Genomic DNA, 19584 nt, shown 5'->3' with positions numbered 1-19584 from the left:
CGTCCGCTCCCCGTTTCTCAGGCGGGTTCCATGATCTCCCGGGCGTCCGGGATGCCGGCGAAAATGCTTGGTTTGAGCCAGTGCTCGACATGCTTGGTCAGCTCGGAATGCCCCACCAGTTGCAGCCGTCCCTCGGAAATAGCCCTTTTGTAGCTGATGTCGCCCATCCACAACTGGCACATGGTTTTCAGGCCGACGTTGAAATACACATCCACCTCTTTGCCGGGATCATGCACACAGACATCGACATCCGCTCCCTTCACGACTATCCACCAGCTGGGGTACTCCTTGACGTCTTTGAAGTTGAAGCGAATAACGGTTTCATTGCCGATCAGCCGGTCTGGACAGATGCTGCGTTGCAGATAGATCATCAGCAGTTCGAGGTCATAATCCTCTTCGATGAGCTGATTGCGCGCCCAGCGCATGCCCCAGTGACCGATCTGTTCGATGACGGGCATCAGGTCCCTGCAGGCCTCGGTCGGAAAATACTCGAATCCCCGCTGACCTGGAATGCGTTTGCGCACTATAAGTCCGGCTTCCTCAAGGCTTCCCAGGCGCTTGGTCAGCAGGCTCGGTGACATTTGACAGAGTCCGCGCTGAAAGGCGTTGAACCGGGTCGAGCCCATCAGCAGTTCCCTTACCAGCAGCAGAGTCCAGCGTTCGCCCAGCACTTCCATGGCTTTGGCAATGGGGCAAAATTGGTAATAGCTCACGGTGTACCCCTTGTTTAGACAGCCTGGCAGGTCAGGTTTTCCGGTAGTCAGCTTTATCTACAGTAGTTAGTTGCTACAAAAACTGTAGCTGGTTCCTGCTGTTTTTGAAGCATTATAAAAAGCCCCGGTGGATTAACCTGAACAGCATGCAAGTTACAGAGTAAACCGGAGGCGCCATCATGTGCAGAATAATAAAAAGGCCTATTGATAGCAGCGATCTACGCAAGACGCTGAGCACCTATCCAACCGGCGTATCGGTGGTAACGGCCACGGGTCTTGATAAACAGCCCAGGGGCATGACGATCAACAGCCTGGTTTCAATCTCTCTTGATCCACCGTTGCTGGGCTGGTGCCTTGATCTGAAGGCTGCCAGCTTCGCTGATTTTGCCCATTGCCGCTTCTTCAGTCTGTCGGTGTTGAGTCTGCAGCAGGCTGCACTGGCAAAGCGTTTCGCTACTCGCGGCATAGACAAGTTTGCCGGCCTTGATTGTCGGCCAGGGCCTGAAGGCGGTGAGGACGCGCCGCTGTTGATCGCCGATGCCTGTGCCTGGATTAGCTGCAAGCTGTACCGTTTTGTGCCCTTGGGCGACCACCTGATGCTGGTGGGTGAGGTGCTGCATGTTGAGCAGGGCGATGCGCATCCGCTGGTTTTCGCCGCCGGGCGTTTCACTAACCTGGACGCTGAGCAGCAGCTGGCCTGACGCGGGCTGGACGATCCAGCCGCGCGGGCAAGACTCTGGCGCTATTGTGTAACGACTCTCTTTGGCTGACGCGATCAGTCCTGCAAAAGAAAAACAAATCGAGGAGATAATCCGATGAAATCACTAGCACTTAACCCCCGTCTGGCTGAAACACTGGAACGAATCGGCGGACAGATTGCGGAAAATGGTGAGGCGGCAGAGCAGGCCGAGCGGTTTTCCGAGGAAAATTACGCACTCTTGCAGCAGGAAAAAATCTTTTCGGCGCTGGTGCCCGAGGCGCTGGGCGGGGCTGGCCACGGCTACCGGGATCTATGCAGCTTCCTGAGGGAGCTGGCCGCACTGCATCCCTCCACGGCGCTGGCCTGTTCCATGCACCAGCACATAGTGGCGGCCAATCGCTACAACCACCTGAATGGCCGTCCGGGTCAGGCGGTGCTTGAAAAGGTGGCTGCCCGGGAGCTGGTGCTGGTCAGTACCGGCGCCGGGGACTGGCTGGCATCGAACGGTCAGCTCGAGAAAACGGAAGGCGGTTTTATCTTCAATGGCGTCAAGCATTTTGCCAGCGGCTCGCCGGCCGGCGATGTGCTGGTGACGTCGGCGCCCTACGAGGACCCTGCGCAGGGCTGGCAGGTATTGCATTTTCCGGTACCGCTGGGCACCGAGGGGGTCAAGGTGCTTGATAACTGGACGCCGCTGGGCATGCGCGGTTCGGGTTCGAACAGCGTCAGCCTGGAAAATGTCTTTGTTCCTGAGGCCAGTATAGTGGTGCGCCGTCCCCGGGGGGATTTCCACCTGATGTGGTGCGTGGTACTGCCGGTGGCGCTGCCTCTGATCATGTCGGTGTACTACGGCACGGCCCGCGAGGCGGCAAGACGTACGCGTGATCTGTGCCGCAGCAGCCTGGATCCGGTAACACCCTATCTGCTCGGTGAGATGGAGAACGCATTGACCTGCGCCGAGGTCGCACTGAACAGCATGATCGATATCGTCGACGAGTTCGGCTTCAGTGCGGACCTGGCAACCGTCAATGAGGTGGTCAAACGCAAAACCCTGGTTGCCGAGGCCTGCAAGGGGGTGACCGCCAAGGCTCTGGAGGCCAGTGGCGGCCGGGGCTTTATGCGCGGCAATGGTATCGAAAACCTGCTGCGTGATGTGATGGCATCCCATTTCCATCCGCTGCAGGAGAAACGCCAGCATCTGTTCACCGGCTCACTGGCCATGGGAAAAGAACCCCCCACTCAGGCATTCTGAAATCTGACTGGCCTGACAAGCGTCCCTAGAGGGGCAGGGCAAGTGACCTGGTCATGAGTCCAGCCCCTGACACAACTAGTATCGGGAGACAGTTATGAAATTTCTCAAATCTGTTATCCAACACTTGAAATCCTGGCATCAGCCTCGGTGCTGGGCCAGGCATACGGCAGTACCGTTACTGGATCGGCATACGCTGAAAGATATAGGTGTCGACCCCATGGCGCTCGAGCTTCAGCGCAATGAACGTCTGTGGCAGGAGCTGGCGTCATGAAGTCTGCTGTTAGATCCGGGGTCTTTGGTGGCAACCGCTAGCGCTTGCGCGATACCGGTTACCTTCGAACAGCGCTGCCGATGTTTGATTTTCCAGGGCGCGAGACGGTGTCAGCTGGAGGGTCGCAATAGTGCTTTGCCTGTTTATTCCCCCTGCGGTGCTCTATCATCAGAGGCCTGTGAACAGGGAGTTTCAGCTTGAATTTTGAACAGTGGCTTATCTCCGCCATCCTGCTGGCGACCTTGGTACTCTTTGTCTGGGGGAAGTATCGCCATGATGTGGTGGCTGCGATCGCACTGGGGCTGTGCGTGCTTGCCGGCCTGGTGACGGCTGAAGATGCGTTTGCAGGTTTCGGCCACCCGGCGGTGGTAACGGTGGCGGCGGTGCTGGTGATCTCCGATGCACTGCGCCGCTCCGGTGTGGTGGACCTGATCGTACAGAAAATCCTGCCCTATACCGAGCATCCGCTCAGCCATATTCTGATTATGACCTCGGTCGTGACGGTGGCGTCCGCCTTTATGAACAACGTGGGGGCGCTGGCGCTGATGCTGCCCGTTGCGCTGGCGACCTGCAGCAAGCATCAGCGCTCGCCGGCGCTGATACTGATGCCGCTGGCCTTTGGCAGTATTCTGGGGGGCATGACCACGGCCATAGGTACGCCACCCAATATTATTATTGCCATGATGCGGGCCGAGGTGAGCGGAGAATCATTCAACATGTTTGATTTCTCCCCGGTGGGGGTGGCCATCGCCATCATCGGTGTGCTCTTTATCACGCTGCTGGGCTGGCGCCTGATACCGGCGGCACGCCTCAAGCGCAGCTCGCCCGAGCAGCTGTTTGCCATTGATGAATACCTGACCGAAGTGATAGTGACCGCAGATTCCGGTTTGGTGGGCCGGCCGGTGGAGGATATCGACGGTCTGGATGACGGCAGCATCGAGGTGGTAGGTGTGGCGCATCGCCATGGCAAGACGCTGTCGATGCGTCCGGGACAGCGGCTCAATGCCGGCGATATTCTGATTCTGCAGGCCGATCCGTCGGAGATTCAGCCTTTGCTCGACAAGAACGATCTGGAGCTGATCACCAGTGCCGACAAGAAATTTGCCGAGCTGACCCAGGGCGACCTCACCCTGGTGGAGGGGGTTATCAAGAGAGGTTCGGTGCTGGAGGGGCGCGATGTGCCCTTTTTGCGCAGGCGCAGCGGCAGTTCCCTGGCGCTGGTCGGCCTGGCCCGGGAAGGGCAGCAGATTCGCAGGCGGCTGCGGCGCGAGCAGTTCCAGGCCGGCGATATTCTGCTGTTGCAGGGCGCTGCCGATGATGTTGATGAACAGCTCAGTGAACTGGGCATGATTCCGCTGGCTGAGCGGAATCTCAGTCTGGGGCAGCCGAAAAAAATTGCCATCGCACTGACCATCTTTGCCGTGGCCATTGCGCTGGGCGTTGCCAAGGTGTTGCCGCTGGCGGTCGTGTTTTTTCTTGCCGTTGTGGTCTATCTGCTGCTCGAAATTCTGCCGGTGCGCAATCTGTATGATGCCATCGACTGGCCGGTGATCATCCTGCTCTCGGCCATGATTCCGGTGGGCTCGGCACTGCAGAGTACGGGGCTTACGCAGTTGCTGGCCGCAGAAGTACTGGCCCTGACCGAGGGTATTCCGGTGTATCTGGTCATCGGCCTGGTGCTGGTGGTGACCATGTTCCTGTCGGACATTATCAACAATGCGGCCACGGCCGTGATCATGGCGCCGCTGGCCTACGGTATCGCCATGGGGCTGGGCGTCAGTCCGGATCCGTTTTTCATGGCCGTGGCCGTAGGTGCATCCTGTGCCTTTTTGACCCCGATCGGGCATCAGTCCAACACCCTGGTGCTGGGTCCCGGCGGATACGCCTTCGGGGATTACTGGCGCATGGGGTTGCCGCTGGAAATTCTGATTGTGCTGCTGGCGGTGCCGCTGATATTGCTGGTCTGGCCGCTCTAGTGTACTGCTTCGCTCTTAGAGGCGCTTTTAGCGAGTCGCCAGGAGGTGGGCCGCACGGCGCATTTTCGAAGGCATAGTGGGCCTATGTCGAGGAAATGCAACACCGCGGACGGCCTTCTGGCGGCTCGCCCGCAGGGAGCGCGCCAATTCGCGCCCAGCTGCGTTGCCGCTCTTGGCAAGAGCCCCACATTACCGGCGAACGGCGCCTTGCCGGACACGAATTGGCGGGCTCTATAAGCACCCATTAGGGCGAAGCAGTACACTAGCCGCAGGATCGCGGCCGTGGAACAATGCCGCCTGTCGGGAAACGCGGCGGCTCTTTTGCACCACCTCGTATGGTTACAGTTTTGATCTATAACGCTGAAGTCTGGCGCTGAATAAAAGGGATTTTGAGTATGCATATCTCAGATGCCGCAACTGAGCCTTCGGTCCGGTCTGCAGCGCCGCAGTATAGGTTGCTAGGTACCGTCAAGCTGACCTGTATTGTATTGATGCTGGCGATAGCGACGCCGGTACTGCTGGGCTGGCTGCTGCCCTGGGTGGGCGCGCAGTTGCCCGGTGACTGGTTCCTGATGAAGGCCAACACGGCGCTGGCGTTTCTGCTGTGCCTGGGGAATTACCAGCTGGGCGGGCTGCACCCCAATCGGTTGCGGCGTGGCGCGGCCTGCCTCTGTGCATTTTTGGTGCTGCTACTGTCCGGCACCGCCTTGCTGGGGCACCTGAGCGGACGGACCTTCGGGCTCGATACCCTGCTGGCGGCCGATACGGCGGCCGATCTGCCGGGGCGCATGTCCCTGCAGACGGCCCTGCTGTTTCTGGTTGTCGGGCTGATACTCGTTGCCGAGTCCAGTCTGCGGGGCCCTTGGCGCAACAGAGCCGCTGATAGCCTGAGTATCGCCATGGGCGCCATGATACTGATCATTATTGCCGGCTACAGCTTCAAGGCGTCGCAGCTGTTCAGCCAGTCCTCCTTTACCGTTACCTCGCTGCAAACCCTGGTCTGTTTTGTCCTGCTGGGCACTCTGGTGATTATCAGGCGCACGGATTCAGGTTTCTTTTCTTTACTGGTAGGTGAGGGTATTGGCAGCCTGATCGTCAGGAAGGCCATTCCATTGGCGCTGCTGTTGCCTTTTATACTGGTGGGCGGGGCTGTCTACGCGATCTCGGCCGGCTGGCTGCCCAGAGCCTATGCGGCGGCACTGATATCATCTATCACCTCGGTCATGCTGCTGGTGCTGGTGATGCTGCTGGCCTGGCGCATCAGTGAATCGACCCATGCGCTGCAGGCGTCCGAGCGGCACAATCGCCTGCTGCTGAATGCCGTCGGTGAAGGCATTTACGGTCTGGATCTGGAGGGCTGTGTCACTTTCTCGAACCCGGCTGCCTGTCAGATTCTCGGATACGGTGCCGAGGAACTGCTGGGGGCTCATATGGGTGCGCTGATTCAGCCAGGCGTGCCGGCCACCAGGGCTAAAGGCTCAGGTACGGAGCCCCTGGACGAGGTGTACCGGGTGCAGGGTGAGCAGTTCTGGCGCCGGGACGGTTCAAGCTATCCGGTGGAGTACACCCGCACACCACTGAAAAAAGATGGCCTTGTGGTGGGCTCTGTGGTTGTTTTCAATGATGTCAGCGAGCGCAGGAAAGTCGAGCGCATGAAGGATGAGTTCATTTCCACGGTCAGTCATGAGCTGCGTACGCCCCTGACGTCCATCAAGGGGGCGCTTGGCCTGATTGTCGGCAACAAGCTGGGCGAGGTGCCGGCGCCGGCACAGCGGATGCTGCAGATCGCCTATGACAACAGTCACCGGCTGGAGCAGCTGATCAATGACCTGCTGGATATCAACAAGCTTCAGCTCACCAATAACAACTTCCAGCTGCATCCGCTATCGCTCGAAACTCTGATCGACAAGGCTGTCGCCTCCATGCAGGGCTATGCGGGCAAATATGGCGTGCACATCCTCTGGCACCCCGGCGAGGGTGCTGACACCCGCGTGCTGGGGGTTGAGAGCCGGCTGATGCAGGTGATGTCGAACCTGCTGTCCAATGCCATCAAGTACTCCCCCGACGCAGGAGAGGTTCGGATTGAAAGCCGTGTGCTGGCTGAGCGGGTGCGGGTCAGTGTGTCCGATAACGGCCCCGGGGTTGCGCTTGAGTTTCAGGCGCGCATTTTTGAGAGATTTTCCCAGGCGGATTCCTCCGATACGCGGCAAAAAGGCGGCACCGGGCTTGGGCTTGCGATCACCAAGGAAATTGTGGAAAAGCATGGTGGCACCCTCAATTGCATCAGTACGCCGGGAGAAGGTGCCTGCTTTAGCTTTGAGCTGCCGCTGAATCCCGCGACTGAGCTTGCATGAAACAGCCAATTACGGGCTATCACCTGGATGAGCTCGGTGACTGGGTGGCGCAGCTGGCCTGCGGACATTTTCAGCACGTACGACATAACCCGCCCTGGGTAAGTCGCCCCTGGGTAATCACCGAACAGGGGCGGGCGTCAAAGCTGGGCTGCGAACTGGAGTGCAAAAAATGTGATCAGGGCGCGCCGGTGGACCGCTGTGACTAAGTGCGCGCCAGCGGACTATCCTTGATGTCGCCGCGTCGTCGTCGCCAGAAGGGCGCGTTCCAGAAGCGTGTCTCGCCGTGATATAGCTGTCGCCGAACCCCGGCATACTGATTGAAATCCGCAAACACCTGGTCCTGGTAGTCGGCCAGGGCTGTGCCTTCCCCCGATTGCGCGTACTGCACCATGGCGGCAGCGGCCTGCTGTCCCTGCAGCAGGGCCTTGGTGATGCCGGCGGACGAGATCGGATCATAGCAGGCGGCGGCATCGCCCACGGCCAGCCAGCGGTCGCCGGCGACGGCGGACAGGATCGACGAGAAGGCCGGCCGCAACAGTATATCGAGTGTTTCGGCCGCCGCCTGGCTAATGCAGGCGGGAATCTGATGGCGCAGCCAGGTTGTCTGCTGGAGTGCGTCGAGCCAGGCCCAGGGTTGCTGATACCGCTGCTGCTTGATCAGCGCGCGGTCCGAACAGAGTGTCAGGATCATTTGATTGTCCGGCAGCCGTGCCCCATACCACCAGCCGTTTGCGGTCGCTTCGATAAGTGAATGCTGCAGGCCAGCGCTGTTGTCGGGCAGGGTAAAGCGCGCGCAGGCAAACAGCACTTCATCCAGCAGATTCCGCGCGATGCCTGTTTTGCGCGCAAACACCGACGCCGGGCCAGTAGCATCGACCACGAAGCCCGCCCGGACGCTTTCCTCGCGCGCGTCCGGGGTGCGAAACACCAGGTCGTAGCCCGGTTCCCGGGATTCTGCGCGCAGCAGGCGGTATCCCTGGTAGTGTTCTATGCCGCGCCAGTCCACACCCTGGCTGAGCTGCTGCTCAAACAGGGCCCGGTCCAGGTGGTAACCCTGGCCTGACAGATCATACAGAAAGTCGTTGTGCCCCGGCTGTTCGCTGTTCCAGACCGACATGCTGCCGGGGCAGACCAGGTGCCGCGCCAGATGCTGCGCTGCCGCGGGGCCCAACAGGTCTTTTAATGGGGGTGTCGCTGCCGGCGGGATGGATTCGCCTATTCGGGGGGACAGTCCCCGCCCTGCATCGAACAGCAGCAGGGGGCACGGATAGCCTTGCTGCTGCAGCGAAATCGCGGTGGCGAGCCCGGCGGGCCCGGCGCCTATAATGGCGGTGGGTAGCCGGGTGCTATCGCGCGCGTTCATGCTGCCATCGCCCCCCTGATGCACTCAGGCATCCGGCTTTGTCGGTGTTACCGACGTGGGCCAGGGCTGCACTATATCGCCATTGGCGCTGTACAGGCTTGCGACTTCGAGGAACTTGTCACTGCCGTAGTCGCCGCCCTGGTCGTCCTTGATCTGGCTGCCCTGGATGATAAAGCCGGTTTTGTGCCAGTTATGCATGAAGTCGATATATTGCTGATAGCGCCCCTCGTTCTGCGGCAGATTGGTGTGGGTGCCGTTCTGTGCGCCCTCGCCGTCGCCCCGGATGCTGAACACCTGTCCGCCCAGGTTCCAGACCTTGCGTTGCGCATCGAAGGTGCAGGCGCCCACGGGATACACCTGCACCGGCCGCTGCGCAGGCCATGACCAGTACAGGGTATTGTTGTCCGACGGATTGGGATCCGGCGTGTGCACGGCGCAACTGTTGTAGTCCGTGTGCCAGGGCTGGGACATGAACTTGCTCAGATCGCCGGGCTCGACCTGGGTGCTGCGCAGCGGTATATAGCCGACATCCAGAAAGGGCTGGCCCTGAGTGCTGGTGGCATAGTTCAGCGGCTTGCGGTTGATGCGCAGTGGCCCGGTGCTTCCCTGCCACTGCTGCTGGTACAGGTTGATATCCCGCACGATGAACGTAAGGTCGATACCGGGGGAGTAGCGCCCGCCCAGGCAGTTTTCCAGCACCACCCGGTCGAGCTTTTCGCCGGCCCCCAGCGGTGCACCCGATTCCAGGCTTTTGCCGTTGTACCACTGCATCATCAGAAAGTACTGGGTGCGGGTGAGTGACAGAAAGCTTTTCTGCGCATCGCCCAGGGCCAGGGGCATCTTCACGCCCTGGCTGTCTTCTTCGCTGGCGTTGGGGTCGCGAATCAGCGACTGGAAGTTGGGAATCTTGGCTTTAGGGTCGTCGGACGGCTTGATCGCGGCGACCCAGTTGTGGCCCTGTACGCCCTGTGCCGGGAGGCTGGTATTCCAGCGCTGCAGAAAGGCGCCGTGAAATACCGGCAGGATATCCTGATTGAAGGAGGCCGGGTAATCGGCATTGTACTGGCCATTGCTGAACAGCGAAGGGATCAGTGCCAGCTCCTCGACCCAGGTGCTGAAGACATCGTCCCAGGTCGACACCACGTTGCGGGTTTGCGGCGCATAGGCAGGGTCCGTGGAGACGAACCAGGCGCCGGTGGCGCTGACCGCGGAGCCGTCATCAAACAGGATCACGGCCTCCACCGGGCCATCCGCGACATCGTCGAACCAGCCGTCGTTGTCGATGGCATCTTTCAGTGTGGGTTTTTCGCCGCTGGCATCGACAAAGGAGAAGGCCTCGCCGAAGCCGCCGGCCACGATCAGCCGGCCGGTACCCGCCTCTATCCTCAGATCGCCGAGCGATTTGATGCAGCCCAGTTCAGGATTGAGGTTGTCGAAATGATCGCCCGGAAAGCTTAGCGGGTAGTCGGGCAGCGGCTGAATGGTTCCCTGGGCGTCGGCATGGCTGCAGGGCGAGTCCGCGCTGAACCTGATCACCTGCTGTGCATCCGTCGAACGGATGGCGCGGGGGCCTGCATCGATCACCAGCCGGGTACGCCGGGTTGCATCGCCCAGGTCATTGCCGTAGCTGGGGTTTCGCAGCGGCGGGGTAGCGTTATCCTGGTAAGCATCGATACCTTCCTCCTGGCCATTGCTGCTGGTGATTTTGAAGTTGTTGTTTTTCTTGTTGGCCAGATGAACGGTCCAGACAATATCGGTGATCGTCTTGCCGTCGATGCAATCGCCTATCCGGATTTCGCGCCCGGGATCCTCGGACGGGTAGCGCTGTTGCAGGGCGTCGTAGGCATAGATGCGATAGCGCGCGGCCTGGCGCACGACATTCTGGCTGGCGTCGCGAAAGGCCTGGGCGTCGATGGGCGTATCTTCAGTCCCGGGCTGGATCGGCAGTCCGCCAAAGAGTCCGCTGGTTTTGTCCAGCACTTCACCGGCGGCGGTTTCCGGTGCCAGGTAGTAGTCATCGCTGTTGCCGACACGGCCGAAATTGATGGCGGGATGAATTCGAAAAATGCTGTTGCTCATAAGGGTACACCCTGTAATTCGATGAAGATGCTAAGGCCCGGTATAGGCGCAGGCGATGGGTCTAGTTGGTGCCGGCCTTTTTCTGCTGTGCCAGCTCCTGAGACCAGAAATACAGATTCACGAACGCGTGGCTGATATTCAGGTTGAGACCCGGCAGCGGGTCGAGGGAGGTGTTCGGGGGAAAGCGGTGCAGGGTGTTATGGCAACGAAAGCAGTTGTTCATCGTGCTCTGGGACTGGGTGAAGGTTTCGACCGCCGCATTGGACAGCTTCAGCGAGCCGGTCAACAGCTGCTTGCCGCCCTCGGTATCGGTCGCCAGGGCCATATTGGGTTCAAGCGTGGCACCGGGTGCAAACCAGATGGCGCCTACCTGGAAATAGTTGGACCAGACATCCTCGCCGGACAGTTGCGACAGCACGCTGCTGTTCAGGCGCTTGACGTCGGCAATGTTGGTCGGGACGCTCTGCGTCGTCTGGTTGGGGTCGTTGCCAAAGGCATAGCGGCGGCAGACCTGGGTGATCGGCGTCAGGGTCTGGGTGGCCTCGTCCAGCTTGAGTTCGACGGATTTGGCGGGGTTGATGTTGCAGCCCGAATAGGGCGTGTTGGCCTGGTAGAAGGTCCAGTCCCGGTCGGATATCAGGGTATTGGCATCGAATGTGGCCGGTACATCGGGGGCATTGTCCTTATGCTCGAAGGTGGCCCAGATCATCTCCGGATGGTCCTTGACCACGCCGCCGATATGGAAACCCACCAGTGCCAAAGTGGCGTCGATCGGCTGGGTGTCGTCGACAACAATGACGCCATCCTTGTTGACCAGTTTATAGACGGACGATGGCATGGTGAAAAATCCAGCCGTGCTTTCACCCGGCATCACGACTTTCCAGGATGCCTTGAGTTCCAGTGTTTCAACCGGGAAGGGAGTGTGCGGGTCGAACTGCCGGACGACGTCGGGATCGAGCAGCTTCTGGTCCTGAATAAAGGATACAAAGGTGTCGTTCAGGTACTGGGAATAATAAAGCGCCCGTCCATTCTGATCGATCATGATGCCTTCGGTGCCGGCCTGGAGATATTCATCCAGCGCTCTGGGCGAGCCCGATTTTTCCAGCCGGGGCAGCATGCTGGTGCGGTTGTCGAGGTTCAGCAGTGTGTAGGGCGACTGGAAAGAGAGGAAGCGCGGCTTGCCCTCGACCTCCTGCGTCAGCCATAGAAACATCTGCCAGGACCAGCGGTGAAAGGAGCAGGCCGAATCGGCGGTGAAATCTGCGCTGTCGGGCTCAGGTGTCTGGTTATGGGGAAACCAGCCGTCGATGGCGCTGCAGTTGTCGTCCGGGTGGGAGCCGGATTGCGCCGCGGTGGCTGAAAAACTGGTCAGTGACAGCAGCACAGCGACGCTCAGTATCCCAACTGAAAATCGGTTTTTCATATTCAATTCCCTTTGAAGTTATTGTGAATTATCAGACGTGTATTTTCTGTTTTTTCACATTTTTCTATTTTGCGGATGGCTGTCCATGGCTATTGAGTGGGGTAAAGACTAGTCGCAGAGGCAGGGGGGTTCAAATATTTAAACAGATGTTTGAACGGGTGGGCTTCAATCTGTTGATACAGGTGAAGGTCCTGGGCAGATAATTGCGCTGCGCAGGGGCAAGGAAAACCAGGCAGCATGGTGCAGGTCGTACGCGGGAGCTGTTTTTGATCACCCAGGCAAGACCATGCCCGGGTTCGAACTCAAATGCCATAGTGGCGCGCTGGGTCCGTTCCGTCGCGCCGCTATTTTCCCGAGCCTTGCTGGGATCGGTTGTTGTCGGTCTTTCCGTCTGTCAGTTCAGGCCCAGCAGCCGTGCGCGGGACTCTTCGTAATTGAAGCTTTCACCGGCGGTTTCTGCGGCGTAGCGTTGTTCATCCAGCTGCTGGAATATCTCGATTTCGTCGTCCGGCATGAAATGCAGCAGCTCGCCACCAAAGAGCCAGAACAGGTCCCGGGGCACCAATGGCACCAGGTCGGGGTAATGTCGTACCAGACGGGACAGAATTTGCTGGCCGGATTCGATATAATCCCCGCGCATGTGCTCAAGGTCTGCCACCAGGGCGATCAGCTGCTGCTGAAACTCGATCTCGTTTTCCCCCAGCTCTTCCAGGTTGAATGGCGCCTGGCGCAGCAGGTTGTTGCTGGCGACTTTGAGCAGATTGAGCTGGAACTGGTGATAATCGGCAATCATCGGTGGCTACCCTCGGTTGAAGGGGCGCTATTTTAGCAAAGGATGGGGCCGGGGCGAGCATTCTTCAGCGCGATTTTGCATGGCGTGGCAAGGGTATGGGCCTCTTTGCAAGGCGTTTCGAGGTTGAAATTGAGCCCCTTTGGCCGCATATAGAGAGCCTCTGAAGCCGTCGCACCTGCAGCTGCAAGGCGCATCCAGGCCCCATGGGCCTGTCGACACCCCATCAGCGGCTCCCGCAGGCCGAACAGACAGGATGAATACATGACCGCTGCGCTATCGATACGCAATCTTTGTAAAACCTACGGCAACGGCTTTGAGGCGCTCAAGGGCATCTCACTGGAAGTGCAGCAGGGCGACTTCTTTGCGCTGCTGGGGCCTAATGGCGCCGGCAAGTCCACCACCCTGGGCATCGTATCCTCGCTGGTCAACAAGAGCTCGGGGGATGTGGAGGTCTTTGGTCACAGTCTGGACAAGGCCCACGCCCAGGCCAAGATGTGCCTTGGCGTGGTGCCGCAGGAGTTCAATTTCAACCAGTTTGAGAAGGTGATGGATATAGTCACCACCCAGGCGGGGTATTACGGCATAGCGCCGCGTCTTGCGCGGGAGCGGGCGGAGTACTATCTGAAAAAGCTCGGCCTCTGGGACAAGCGCAATCAGGTATCGCGCATGCTTTCCGGCGGCATGAAGCGCCGCCTGATGATTGCCAGGGCGCTGGTACACGAGCCCAGGGTGCTGATTCTGGATGAGCCCACGGCGGGTGTGGATATAGAGCTGCGTCGTTCCATGTGGGCCTTCCTGCAGGACATTAACCGTGCCGGCACCACCATCATTCTGACCACCCACTATCTGGAAGAAGCCGAGAGCCTGTGTCGCAACATTGCGATTATCGACCATGGCCGCATCGTCAAGAACACCAGTATCAAGGCGCTGTTGCAGCAGCTCAATACCGAGACGTTTATTCTGGACATAGACCCGCCCCAGGGCAGCCTGCCGGCACTGAACGGATATGAGGCACGGCTTGAAGACGATCATACGCTGGTGGTGGATGTGGAAAAAAATCAGGGTCTGAGCGGGCTCTTCGCCGAGCTGTCGCAGCAGCGCATTGAAGTGCAAAGCATGCGCAACAAGGCCAACCGGCTGGAAGAGCTGTTCGTCAGTCTGGTGGACAAAAATCTCAAGGACGAGAAAAGCGCCTGAGCCCTTTTGAAATGTCCGCCGCTGCAGACTTGGGGCGCTGTTAGTAATGCACGCCCAGGGCGAGTAATCGATTCACGTTTAATCAGGAGAGTGCATGAAACCGCGGGAGCTATTAATTGCTTTCTGGACGATAGTCGTCAAGGAAATACGCCGATTCATGCGTATCTGGCCGCAGACGCTGTTGCCGCCAGCCATCACCATGACGCTGTATTTCATTATATTCGGCAACCTGATCGGCAGTCGCATTGGTGAGATGGGCGGCTTCGATTACATGGAATACATAGTGCCAGGCCTGATCATGATGTCCGTGATCACGAACTCCTATGGCAATGTAGTGTCGTCCTTCTACGGCACCAAGTTCCAGCGCAATGTCGAGGAATTGCTGGTATCACCCATTCCCAACTGGATTATCCTCTGTGGCTATGTGGTGGGTGGCGTTGCGCGTGGGGTCGGCGTGGGCCTGATCGTGACCCTGCTGTCGCTGTTCTTTACCGACCTGCAGGTGCATCACCTCTTTGTGACCATCAGTATCGTGCTGATGACCGCGGTGCTGTTTTCGCTGGGCGGCTTTATCAATGCGATCTACGCCAATTCCTTCGATGATATTTCCATAGTGCCGACCTTTATACTGACACCCCTGACCTACCTGGGTGGCGTCTTCTATTCGATTCAGCTGCTGCCGGAATTCTGGCAGGGCGTGTCGATGCTGAACCCCATTCTGTATATGGTGAATACCTTCCGCTACGGTATTCTGGGCGTCAGTGACATCAACATTGTCTTTGCCTTCAGCATGCTGCTGGCGGTGATCGCAGTGCTGTTCAGCTATTCTTTGTACCTGTTGCAAAAAGGCAAGGGGATCCGCTCTTGAGTCATGAAGATCAGGTTTTGTACCAGTCCCCGCTGGGGCAGGGCACCGCCTATGTGAATACCTACGACGCCGGTCAGCTCTACCCGATCGCGCGCAATCTCAACTGGCAAAAGCGGGGCATCGATCAGACCAGCCTGCCGTTTGCCGGCGAAGACATCTGGAATGCCTACGAGGTGTCCTGGCTCAATGGCCGGGGCAAACCGCTGGTGCGTTTGGCGGAGTTCCGTATTCCCGCCAGTTCCAGCCATATCATTGAATCCAAGTCGTTCAAGCTCTATCTGAACTCCTTCAACCTGAGCCGCTTTGACAGCGAGGCCGAGGTTGCTGCGCTGATGGTGCGGGATTTGTCCGCCGCGGCAGGCGCAGCAGTTGGAGTGCGACTGATTGAACCCGATGCCGCTGCGCCGATCGGCGCTTTCGAGGGCCGCTGTATCGATGAGCTGGATGTGGAGATCGAGCATTATCAGCCTGCGCCCGAGCTGCTCTGTGCCGGCGAAAATGCAGTTACCGAGAGCCTCTACAGTCATCTGCTCAAGTCCAACTGTCCGGTCACGGGCCAGCCAGACTGGGCCAGTATTCAGGTGAGCTACACAGGCCCGCAGATCGACCGCGAAGGCCTGCTGCGCTATCTGGTGTCGTACCGCGAACACGGAGATTTTCACGAGCAGTGCGTCGAGAATATCTTTATGGATATCTGGCAGCAGTGTCGCCCCGAGTCGCTCAGTGTGTATGCCCGCTATGTGCGCCGCGGCGGGCTGGATATCAACCCCTATCGTAGCAGCCAGCCGGGCGAAGCCCCCAACCTTAGGCTGGACCGGCAGTAACCCCTTCGCGCCCCTATTAGGAGAACTTATTCCATGGATGCACTGGATGCATTGATCAACCGCGTATCAATTCCGCTGCTTGAGGCGCCGGGCCCTACTGCCGAGCAGCTGGAGCAGATGTTTCGCGCCGCGCTGCGGGCACCGGATCACGGCGGTATCCAGCCCTGGCGCTTCCTGGTGATCGAAGGCGAAGGGCTGGAGCGTCTGGGAGCGCTGTTTCTGGCAGGCGCCAGGGCGCAAGATCCGCAACTGGCACCGGAGCGGGGCGACAAGCTGTTCAAGGCGCCGTGCCGTGCTCCCATGGTGGTGGTGGTCATTGCTGCCACCCGCGAGCACCCGAAGGTGCCGCAGATTGAACAGCTGATATCCGCGGGCTGCGCCGCCAACAATATCGTCACGGCTGCCCATGCCTTGGGCGTCGGTGCCATGTGGCGCACCGGGAGCCCCGCCTATGATCCGCTGGTGTTGCAGGGTTTGGGGCTGGCCGAGCACGAATCCCTGGTGGGCTATGTCTACCTGGGTACGCCGAGCCGCCAGCGCACCACCCAGGCGCTGGAGCCTGCAGATTTTGTGCATCGCTGGGATGGCGCCTGAGATGAAGGGCCCGACAGACATTGCTGATTTTCAGCACTGGTTGCTGGGCCAGATACCGCTGCTCAATCATATGGGGCTGGGGTCGTTTGATTACGATGGGCAGCAGCTGGTGATTCCGGCGGCACTGGGGCCCAATGTCAACGACAAGGGCACCGGCTTTGGCGGCTCCCAGGCGACACTGGCGACCCTCTGTGGCTGGTCACTCATTACACTGCTGCTGAGTGAGCAGGGGCTGGACTGCGATCTGGTGATCGCGGACAGCCAGCTGAAGTACCTGTTACCGGTGGATGCGGACTTTATTGCCCGCACACAATTGCCGGATTCGCCCGCTATTGATGCTTTTCTTGACAGGCTCAGATCGCGGGGTCGGGCGCGGCTGGATCTGGCGATTGAAGTCTGCCAGGGTGAGCGTGTGGCCATGCGCATGACCGGCGCCTATGTAGCGTTGCTGCGCTAGGCCGCAGGCCCCGTCCTGTCTGCTCATATATTCCTGTTCCTCGCTGTTTTTTGCTGGTTTTCCTGTTGCCGCTCAAGCACCTTCCTCCGTCTTTCTGTTCAGCGCTTGCAAGATTAATTCGCCGTTTTGAGTGTGGTGTTGTTGGCTGGACTGCGTTTATTAAAAAGTGTGCCTTGAGTCTTGACTCTGTAGTTGGGTTTAGGGTTTATGATGTCTTCGAAGGTCATCCATACTGTTAATAACGCGAGGTTCCCCATGACACACGAATATCACTTTAATCTGGTTGGCGTTTCCTGTGGGGGTTGCGTAAAAACCATCGAAACCCGTTTTGCCGCCTCCGGTGAAGTCGCCTCGGCAGAGTTCGACCTGGCAAGCAAAACCGTTATCGTGCGCACCGCGGCCAGCAGTGAGGCGATCATTGATCTGATCCAGGATGCGGGCTACAACGCCAGGCTGGAGGAATAGCAATCATGAGCAGCATTCACCAGTTCGCATTGCAGGGCGTGTCCTGTGCGGCTTGTGTGCGGACTATCGACAAGGCGCTGCAGTCTGAAGAGGGCATTCAGGCTTTCGCCATCAATTTTGCTGATCGCAGTGCCACGGTGCAGGCTGACATCGAGCCTGGCCGCATTATCGACTCCATCCGCGCAGCGGGTTACGACGCCATGCTGGTTGAGGATGAAAACGATCAGGAGCAGGTGCGCAGGGCCGAGCAGCAGCACTATCGCAAGGTACTGCACCGCAGTCTGATTGCGCTGGCGCTGGGCAGCGCCATGATGGTGGCGGGCCTTCTGGGCTGGATGCCGGATATCACCACCACGGCCGGGCGTATTGAAGCCCTGGCCATGGGGCTACTGACGCTGGCGGTGATGGTGTTCTGCGCCGGCAATATCTACCGTGGCGGCTGGCGTTCCATCGTACAGCGCAATCTCAATATGGACACGCTGATTGCCCTGGGTACCGGGGCGGCCTGGCTTTATTCCAGCATATTGCTGATGGTGGCGGTTATTGCGCCCGAGCTGCTGGTGGCCGAGGCGCGGCATCTGTATTACGAGGCCGCGGTGATGATTCTGGGCTTTATCCTGCTGGGCCAGGCGCTGGAATCCCGTGCCCGTGGCCAAACCTCGGATGCCATTCGCAAGCTGCTGGATCTGCAGCCCCGCACCGCGCGGCGTGTGCGTGATGGCGAGGAAACCGAAGTGCCGGTGGCGCTGCTGGTGCCGGGAGACCAGGTGCGGATCTTCCCGGGTGAACGCATTCCGGTGGATGGCAAGGTCGTCGATGGCAGCAGCCGAATCGACGAGTCCATGCTGACCGGCGAGCCCATACCGGTGAGCAAGGCCGCCGGTGATACTCTTGTCGGCAGCACCCTCAATGGCAATGGCAGCCTGCTGATGGAAGTCACCCATGTCGGCCGCCAGACGGTACTGGCGCAGATTGTCGATACCGTGCGTCAGGCGCAGAACAGCAAGCCTGCGCTGGGCCGGCTGGCGGATCGCATCGCCGGGATCTTTGTGCCGGTGGTGATTGTGCTGGCGCTGGTGACCGGGCTGGTGTGGTGGTGGTTCGGTCCTGAGCCCCGTTATACCTATGCACTGGTAACCCTGATGACGGTGCTGATTGTCGCCTGTCCCTGTGCCCTGGGCCTGGCAACGCCGATGTCGGTGATGGTCGGCGTCGGCCGTGCCGCCGGGCGCGGCATCCTGATCCGCAACGGTGAAGCCCTGCAGCGGGCGCAGGATATCACCACCCTGGTGCTGGACAAGACCGGCACCATTACCGAAGGTCACCCGGCGGTGACGGATGTACTCATGCTGGATGAGTCGCGCCGCGATGAACTGCTGCGCTGGGCCCATGTGATAGAGCGGCGCTCCGAGCATCCGCTGGCACAGGCCATGGCTCGCTATACCAGCGAGCAGGCCGGCACAGCGGCGCGGGGCATGGAGCCCGAGGCGTTTGAAGCCGTTTCCGGCGCGGGCGTGCAGGCCCGCATCGACGGGCATGACATACTGCTGGGCAATGCGGCCTGGCTGGCCCAGCTGGGCATTGATTACAGCACGCTGGAGGAAAAAGCCGAGCACTGGAGTGCCCAGGCTCGCTCCCTGGTGTTCATGGCGGTGGATGGCCAGGCGCAGGCGCTGTTTGCGGTGGCGGATCCCGTCAAGGCGGGGTCGGCAGAGGCCATTGCCCAGCTGCGCGCCATGGGGCTGCGGGTCGTAATGCTGTCGGGAGACAACCAGCGCAGTGCCGAGGCCGTGGGGCGGGAAGTGGGTATCGACCAGGTATTCGCAGGTGTCAGGCCGGAGCAAAAGCAGGCCAAGATCAGCGAGTTGCAGGCGGCCGGCGAGATCGTCGCCATGGTGGGTGACGGCATCAATGATGCGCCGGCACTGGCCCAGGCCGATATTGGCTACGCCATAGGCACAGGTACCGACATTGCGATCGATACCGCCGATGTCACGCTGATGAGCGGGGCGCTGTCCGGGGTGGTGGAAGCCATAGCGGTGTCCCGTGCCACGGTGCGCAACATCAAGCAGAACCTGTTTGGCGCCTTTGTTTACAACAGCGTCGCCATTCCGGTGGCCGCCGGGCTGCTGTTCCCCTTTACCGGCATGCTGCTCAATCCGGCAATCGCCGGTGCCGCCATGGCGCTGTCATCGGTGACCGTGGTCAGCAACGCCAACCGGCTACGCTGGATCAAGCTGTACTAACTGTCTCGC

The 19584-nt window shown here is 59.6% G+C and carries 18 protein-coding genes; 13 read left to right on the top strand and 5 right to left on the bottom strand.

The features are described from left to right. Window positions 1–17 precede the first annotated feature (17 nt). Window positions 18–713 (bottom strand): winged helix-turn-helix transcriptional regulator, encoded by a 696-nt coding sequence (locus A8C75_RS15455; protein ID WP_067384347.1) that lies wholly within the window; start codon window positions 711–713, stop codon window positions 18–20. Window positions 714–892: 179 nt separating this feature from the next. Here A8C75_RS15455 and A8C75_RS15450 point away from each other — a divergent pair, with 179 nt between their 5' ends. The 6 genes from A8C75_RS15450 to A8C75_RS15430 all read left to right on the top strand — a co-directional run bounded on the left by A8C75_RS15450 (window position 893) and on the right by A8C75_RS15430 (window position 7472). Further along, on the top strand, window positions 893–1414 hold the full coding sequence (locus A8C75_RS15450; protein ID WP_067384344.1) for a flavin reductase family protein: 522 nt from the start codon (window positions 893–895) through the stop codon (window positions 1412–1414). Window positions 1415–1528: 114 nt separating this feature from the next. Continuing rightward, window positions 1529–2665: an acyl-CoA dehydrogenase family protein gene (locus A8C75_RS15445; RefSeq protein ID WP_067384341.1), complete on the top strand. Its 1137-nt coding sequence runs from the start codon at window positions 1529–1531 to the stop codon at window positions 2663–2665. Window positions 2666–2759: 94 nt separating this feature from the next. Further along, the gene (locus tag A8C75_RS23660; RefSeq protein WP_157890306.1) at window positions 2760–2936 is read left to right on the top strand and encodes a hypothetical protein; all 177 of its coding nucleotides are present in this window, start codon (window positions 2760–2762) and stop codon (window positions 2934–2936) included. 197 nt (window positions 2937–3133) lie between these two features. Then, window positions 3134–4912, top strand: coding sequence for an SLC13 family permease (locus tag A8C75_RS15440; protein WP_067384335.1), 1779 nt, complete (start codon window positions 3134–3136; stop codon window positions 4910–4912). A 395-nt stretch (window positions 4913–5307) separates the two neighbouring features. Then, window positions 5308–7266 carry a sensor histidine kinase gene (locus tag A8C75_RS15435; RefSeq protein WP_084784103.1) on the top strand — a complete coding sequence of 653 codons (1959 nt, stop codon included), beginning with the start codon at window positions 5308–5310 and terminating at the stop codon, window positions 7264–7266. Next, window positions 7263–7472, top strand: a complete 210-nt coding sequence (locus A8C75_RS15430; protein WP_067384330.1) for a DUF3565 domain-containing protein — start codon at window positions 7263–7265, stop codon at window positions 7470–7472. The genes A8C75_RS15435 and A8C75_RS15430 overlap by 4 nt, the downstream gene beginning before the upstream one ends. Here A8C75_RS15430 and A8C75_RS15425 read toward each other — a convergent pair. The 4 genes from A8C75_RS15425 to A8C75_RS15410 all read right to left on the bottom strand — a co-directional run bounded on the left by A8C75_RS15425 (window position 7469) and on the right by A8C75_RS15410 (window position 12924). Further along, the gene (locus A8C75_RS15425; RefSeq protein WP_157890305.1) at window positions 7469–8629 is read right to left on the bottom strand and encodes an NAD(P)/FAD-dependent oxidoreductase; all 1161 of its coding nucleotides are present in this window, start codon (window positions 8627–8629) and stop codon (window positions 7469–7471) included. The genes A8C75_RS15430 and A8C75_RS15425 overlap by 4 nt on opposite strands. A 24-nt stretch (window positions 8630–8653) precedes the next feature. After that, complete coding sequence (locus A8C75_RS15420) at window positions 8654–10708, bottom strand: LodA/GoxA family CTQ-dependent oxidase (protein WP_067384324.1); 2055 nt, start codon at window positions 10706–10708, stop codon at window positions 8654–8656. A 61-nt stretch (window positions 10709–10769) separates the two neighbouring features. Continuing rightward, window positions 10770–12131 (bottom strand): hypothetical protein, encoded by a 1362-nt coding sequence (locus tag A8C75_RS15415; RefSeq protein WP_227819943.1) that lies wholly within the window; start codon window positions 12129–12131, stop codon window positions 10770–10772. Between the two features lie 394 nt (window positions 12132–12525). Next, window positions 12526–12924, bottom strand: coding sequence for a PA2817 family protein (locus tag A8C75_RS15410; RefSeq protein ID WP_067384321.1), 399 nt, complete (start codon window positions 12922–12924; stop codon window positions 12526–12528). Window positions 12925–13185: 261 nt separating this feature from the next. On the opposite strand from A8C75_RS15410, the gene A8C75_RS15405 reads away from it, so the two are divergent. The 7 genes from A8C75_RS15405 to A8C75_RS15375 all read left to right on the top strand — a co-directional run bounded on the left by A8C75_RS15405 (window position 13186) and on the right by A8C75_RS15375 (window position 19575). Continuing rightward, entirely contained in the window at window positions 13186–14121 is a 936-nt protein-coding gene (locus A8C75_RS15405; RefSeq protein ID WP_067384318.1) for an ABC transporter ATP-binding protein, read from the top strand. A 94-nt stretch (window positions 14122–14215) separates the two neighbouring features. Beyond that, window positions 14216–14989, top strand: a complete 774-nt coding sequence (locus A8C75_RS15400; RefSeq protein WP_067285839.1) for an ABC transporter permease — start codon at window positions 14216–14218, stop codon at window positions 14987–14989. Beyond that, a complete protein-coding gene (gene queF / locus A8C75_RS15395; protein ID WP_067384315.1) occupies window positions 14986–15813 on the top strand; it encodes an NADPH-dependent 7-cyano-7-deazaguanine reductase QueF in 828 nt (275 codons plus the stop codon). The genes A8C75_RS15400 and queF overlap by 4 nt, the downstream gene beginning before the upstream one ends. A gap of 33 nt (window positions 15814–15846) precedes the next feature. Next, the gene (locus A8C75_RS15390; RefSeq protein ID WP_067384312.1) at window positions 15847–16407 is read left to right on the top strand and encodes a nitroreductase family protein; all 561 of its coding nucleotides are present in this window, start codon (window positions 15847–15849) and stop codon (window positions 16405–16407) included. A gap of 1 nt (window position 16408) precedes the next feature. After that, a complete protein-coding gene (locus A8C75_RS15385; RefSeq protein ID WP_227819942.1) occupies window positions 16409–16864 on the top strand; it encodes a YiiD C-terminal domain-containing protein in 456 nt (151 codons plus the stop codon). Window positions 16865–17119: 255 nt separating this feature from the next. Then, window positions 17120–17329 (top strand): heavy-metal-associated domain-containing protein, encoded by a 210-nt coding sequence (locus A8C75_RS15380; RefSeq protein WP_067384299.1) that lies wholly within the window; start codon window positions 17120–17122, stop codon window positions 17327–17329. 5 nt (window positions 17330–17334) lie between these two features. Next, a complete protein-coding gene (locus tag A8C75_RS15375) occupies window positions 17335–19575 on the top strand; it encodes a heavy metal translocating P-type ATPase (protein ID WP_067384296.1) in 2241 nt (746 codons plus the stop codon). Window positions 19576–19584: the final 9 nt, after the last annotated feature.

It is taken from the genome of Marinobacterium aestuarii (assembly GCF_001651805.1).
GTDB classification, from domain to species: Bacteria; Pseudomonadota; Gammaproteobacteria; order Pseudomonadales; family Balneatricaceae; genus Marinobacterium_A; species Marinobacterium_A aestuarii.
The sequence above is the reverse complement of the archived record's forward strand: the minus strand, read 5'-3'. Positions and strand labels throughout refer to the sequence as shown.

Coding starts and splice junctions, on each gene's coding strand:
- A8C75_RS15450 (WP_067384344.1), top strand. CDS start 893: ATGTGCAGAATAATAAAAAGGCCTATTGATAGCAGCGATCTACGCAAG.
- A8C75_RS15445 (WP_067384341.1), top strand. CDS start 1,529: ATGAAATCACTAGCACTTAACCCCCGTCTGGCTGAAACACTGGAACGA.
- A8C75_RS23660 (WP_157890306.1), top strand. CDS start 2,760: ATGAAATTTCTCAAATCTGTTATCCAACACTTGAAATCCTGGCATCAG.
- A8C75_RS15435 (WP_084784103.1), top strand. CDS start 5,308: ATGCATATCTCAGATGCCGCAACTGAGCCTTCGGTCCGGTCTGCAGCG.
- A8C75_RS15430 (WP_067384330.1), top strand. CDS start 7,263: ATGAAACAGCCAATTACGGGCTATCACCTGGATGAGCTCGGTGACTGG.
- A8C75_RS15425 (WP_157890305.1), bottom strand. CDS start 8,629: ATGAACGCGCGCGATAGCACCCGGCTACCCACCGCCATTATAGGCGCC.
- A8C75_RS15420 (WP_067384324.1), bottom strand. CDS start 10,708: ATGAGCAACAGCATTTTTCGAATTCATCCCGCCATCAATTTCGGCCGT.
- A8C75_RS15415 (WP_227819943.1), bottom strand. CDS start 12,131: ATGAAAAACCGATTTTCAGTTGGGATACTGAGCGTCGCTGTGCTGCTG.
- A8C75_RS15410 (WP_067384321.1), bottom strand. CDS start 12,924: ATGATTGCCGATTATCACCAGTTCCAGCTCAATCTGCTCAAAGTCGCC.
- A8C75_RS15405 (WP_067384318.1), top strand. CDS start 13,186: ATGACCGCTGCGCTATCGATACGCAATCTTTGTAAAACCTACGGCAAC.
- A8C75_RS15400 (WP_067285839.1), top strand. CDS start 14,216: ATGAAACCGCGGGAGCTATTAATTGCTTTCTGGACGATAGTCGTCAAG.
- A8C75_RS15390 (WP_067384312.1), top strand. CDS start 15,847: ATGGATGCACTGGATGCATTGATCAACCGCGTATCAATTCCGCTGCTT.
- A8C75_RS15385 (WP_227819942.1), top strand. CDS start 16,409: ATGAAGGGCCCGACAGACATTGCTGATTTTCAGCACTGGTTGCTGGGC.
- A8C75_RS15380 (WP_067384299.1), top strand. CDS start 17,120: ATGACACACGAATATCACTTTAATCTGGTTGGCGTTTCCTGTGGGGGT.
- A8C75_RS15375 (WP_067384296.1), top strand. CDS start 17,335: ATGAGCAGCATTCACCAGTTCGCATTGCAGGGCGTGTCCTGTGCGGCT.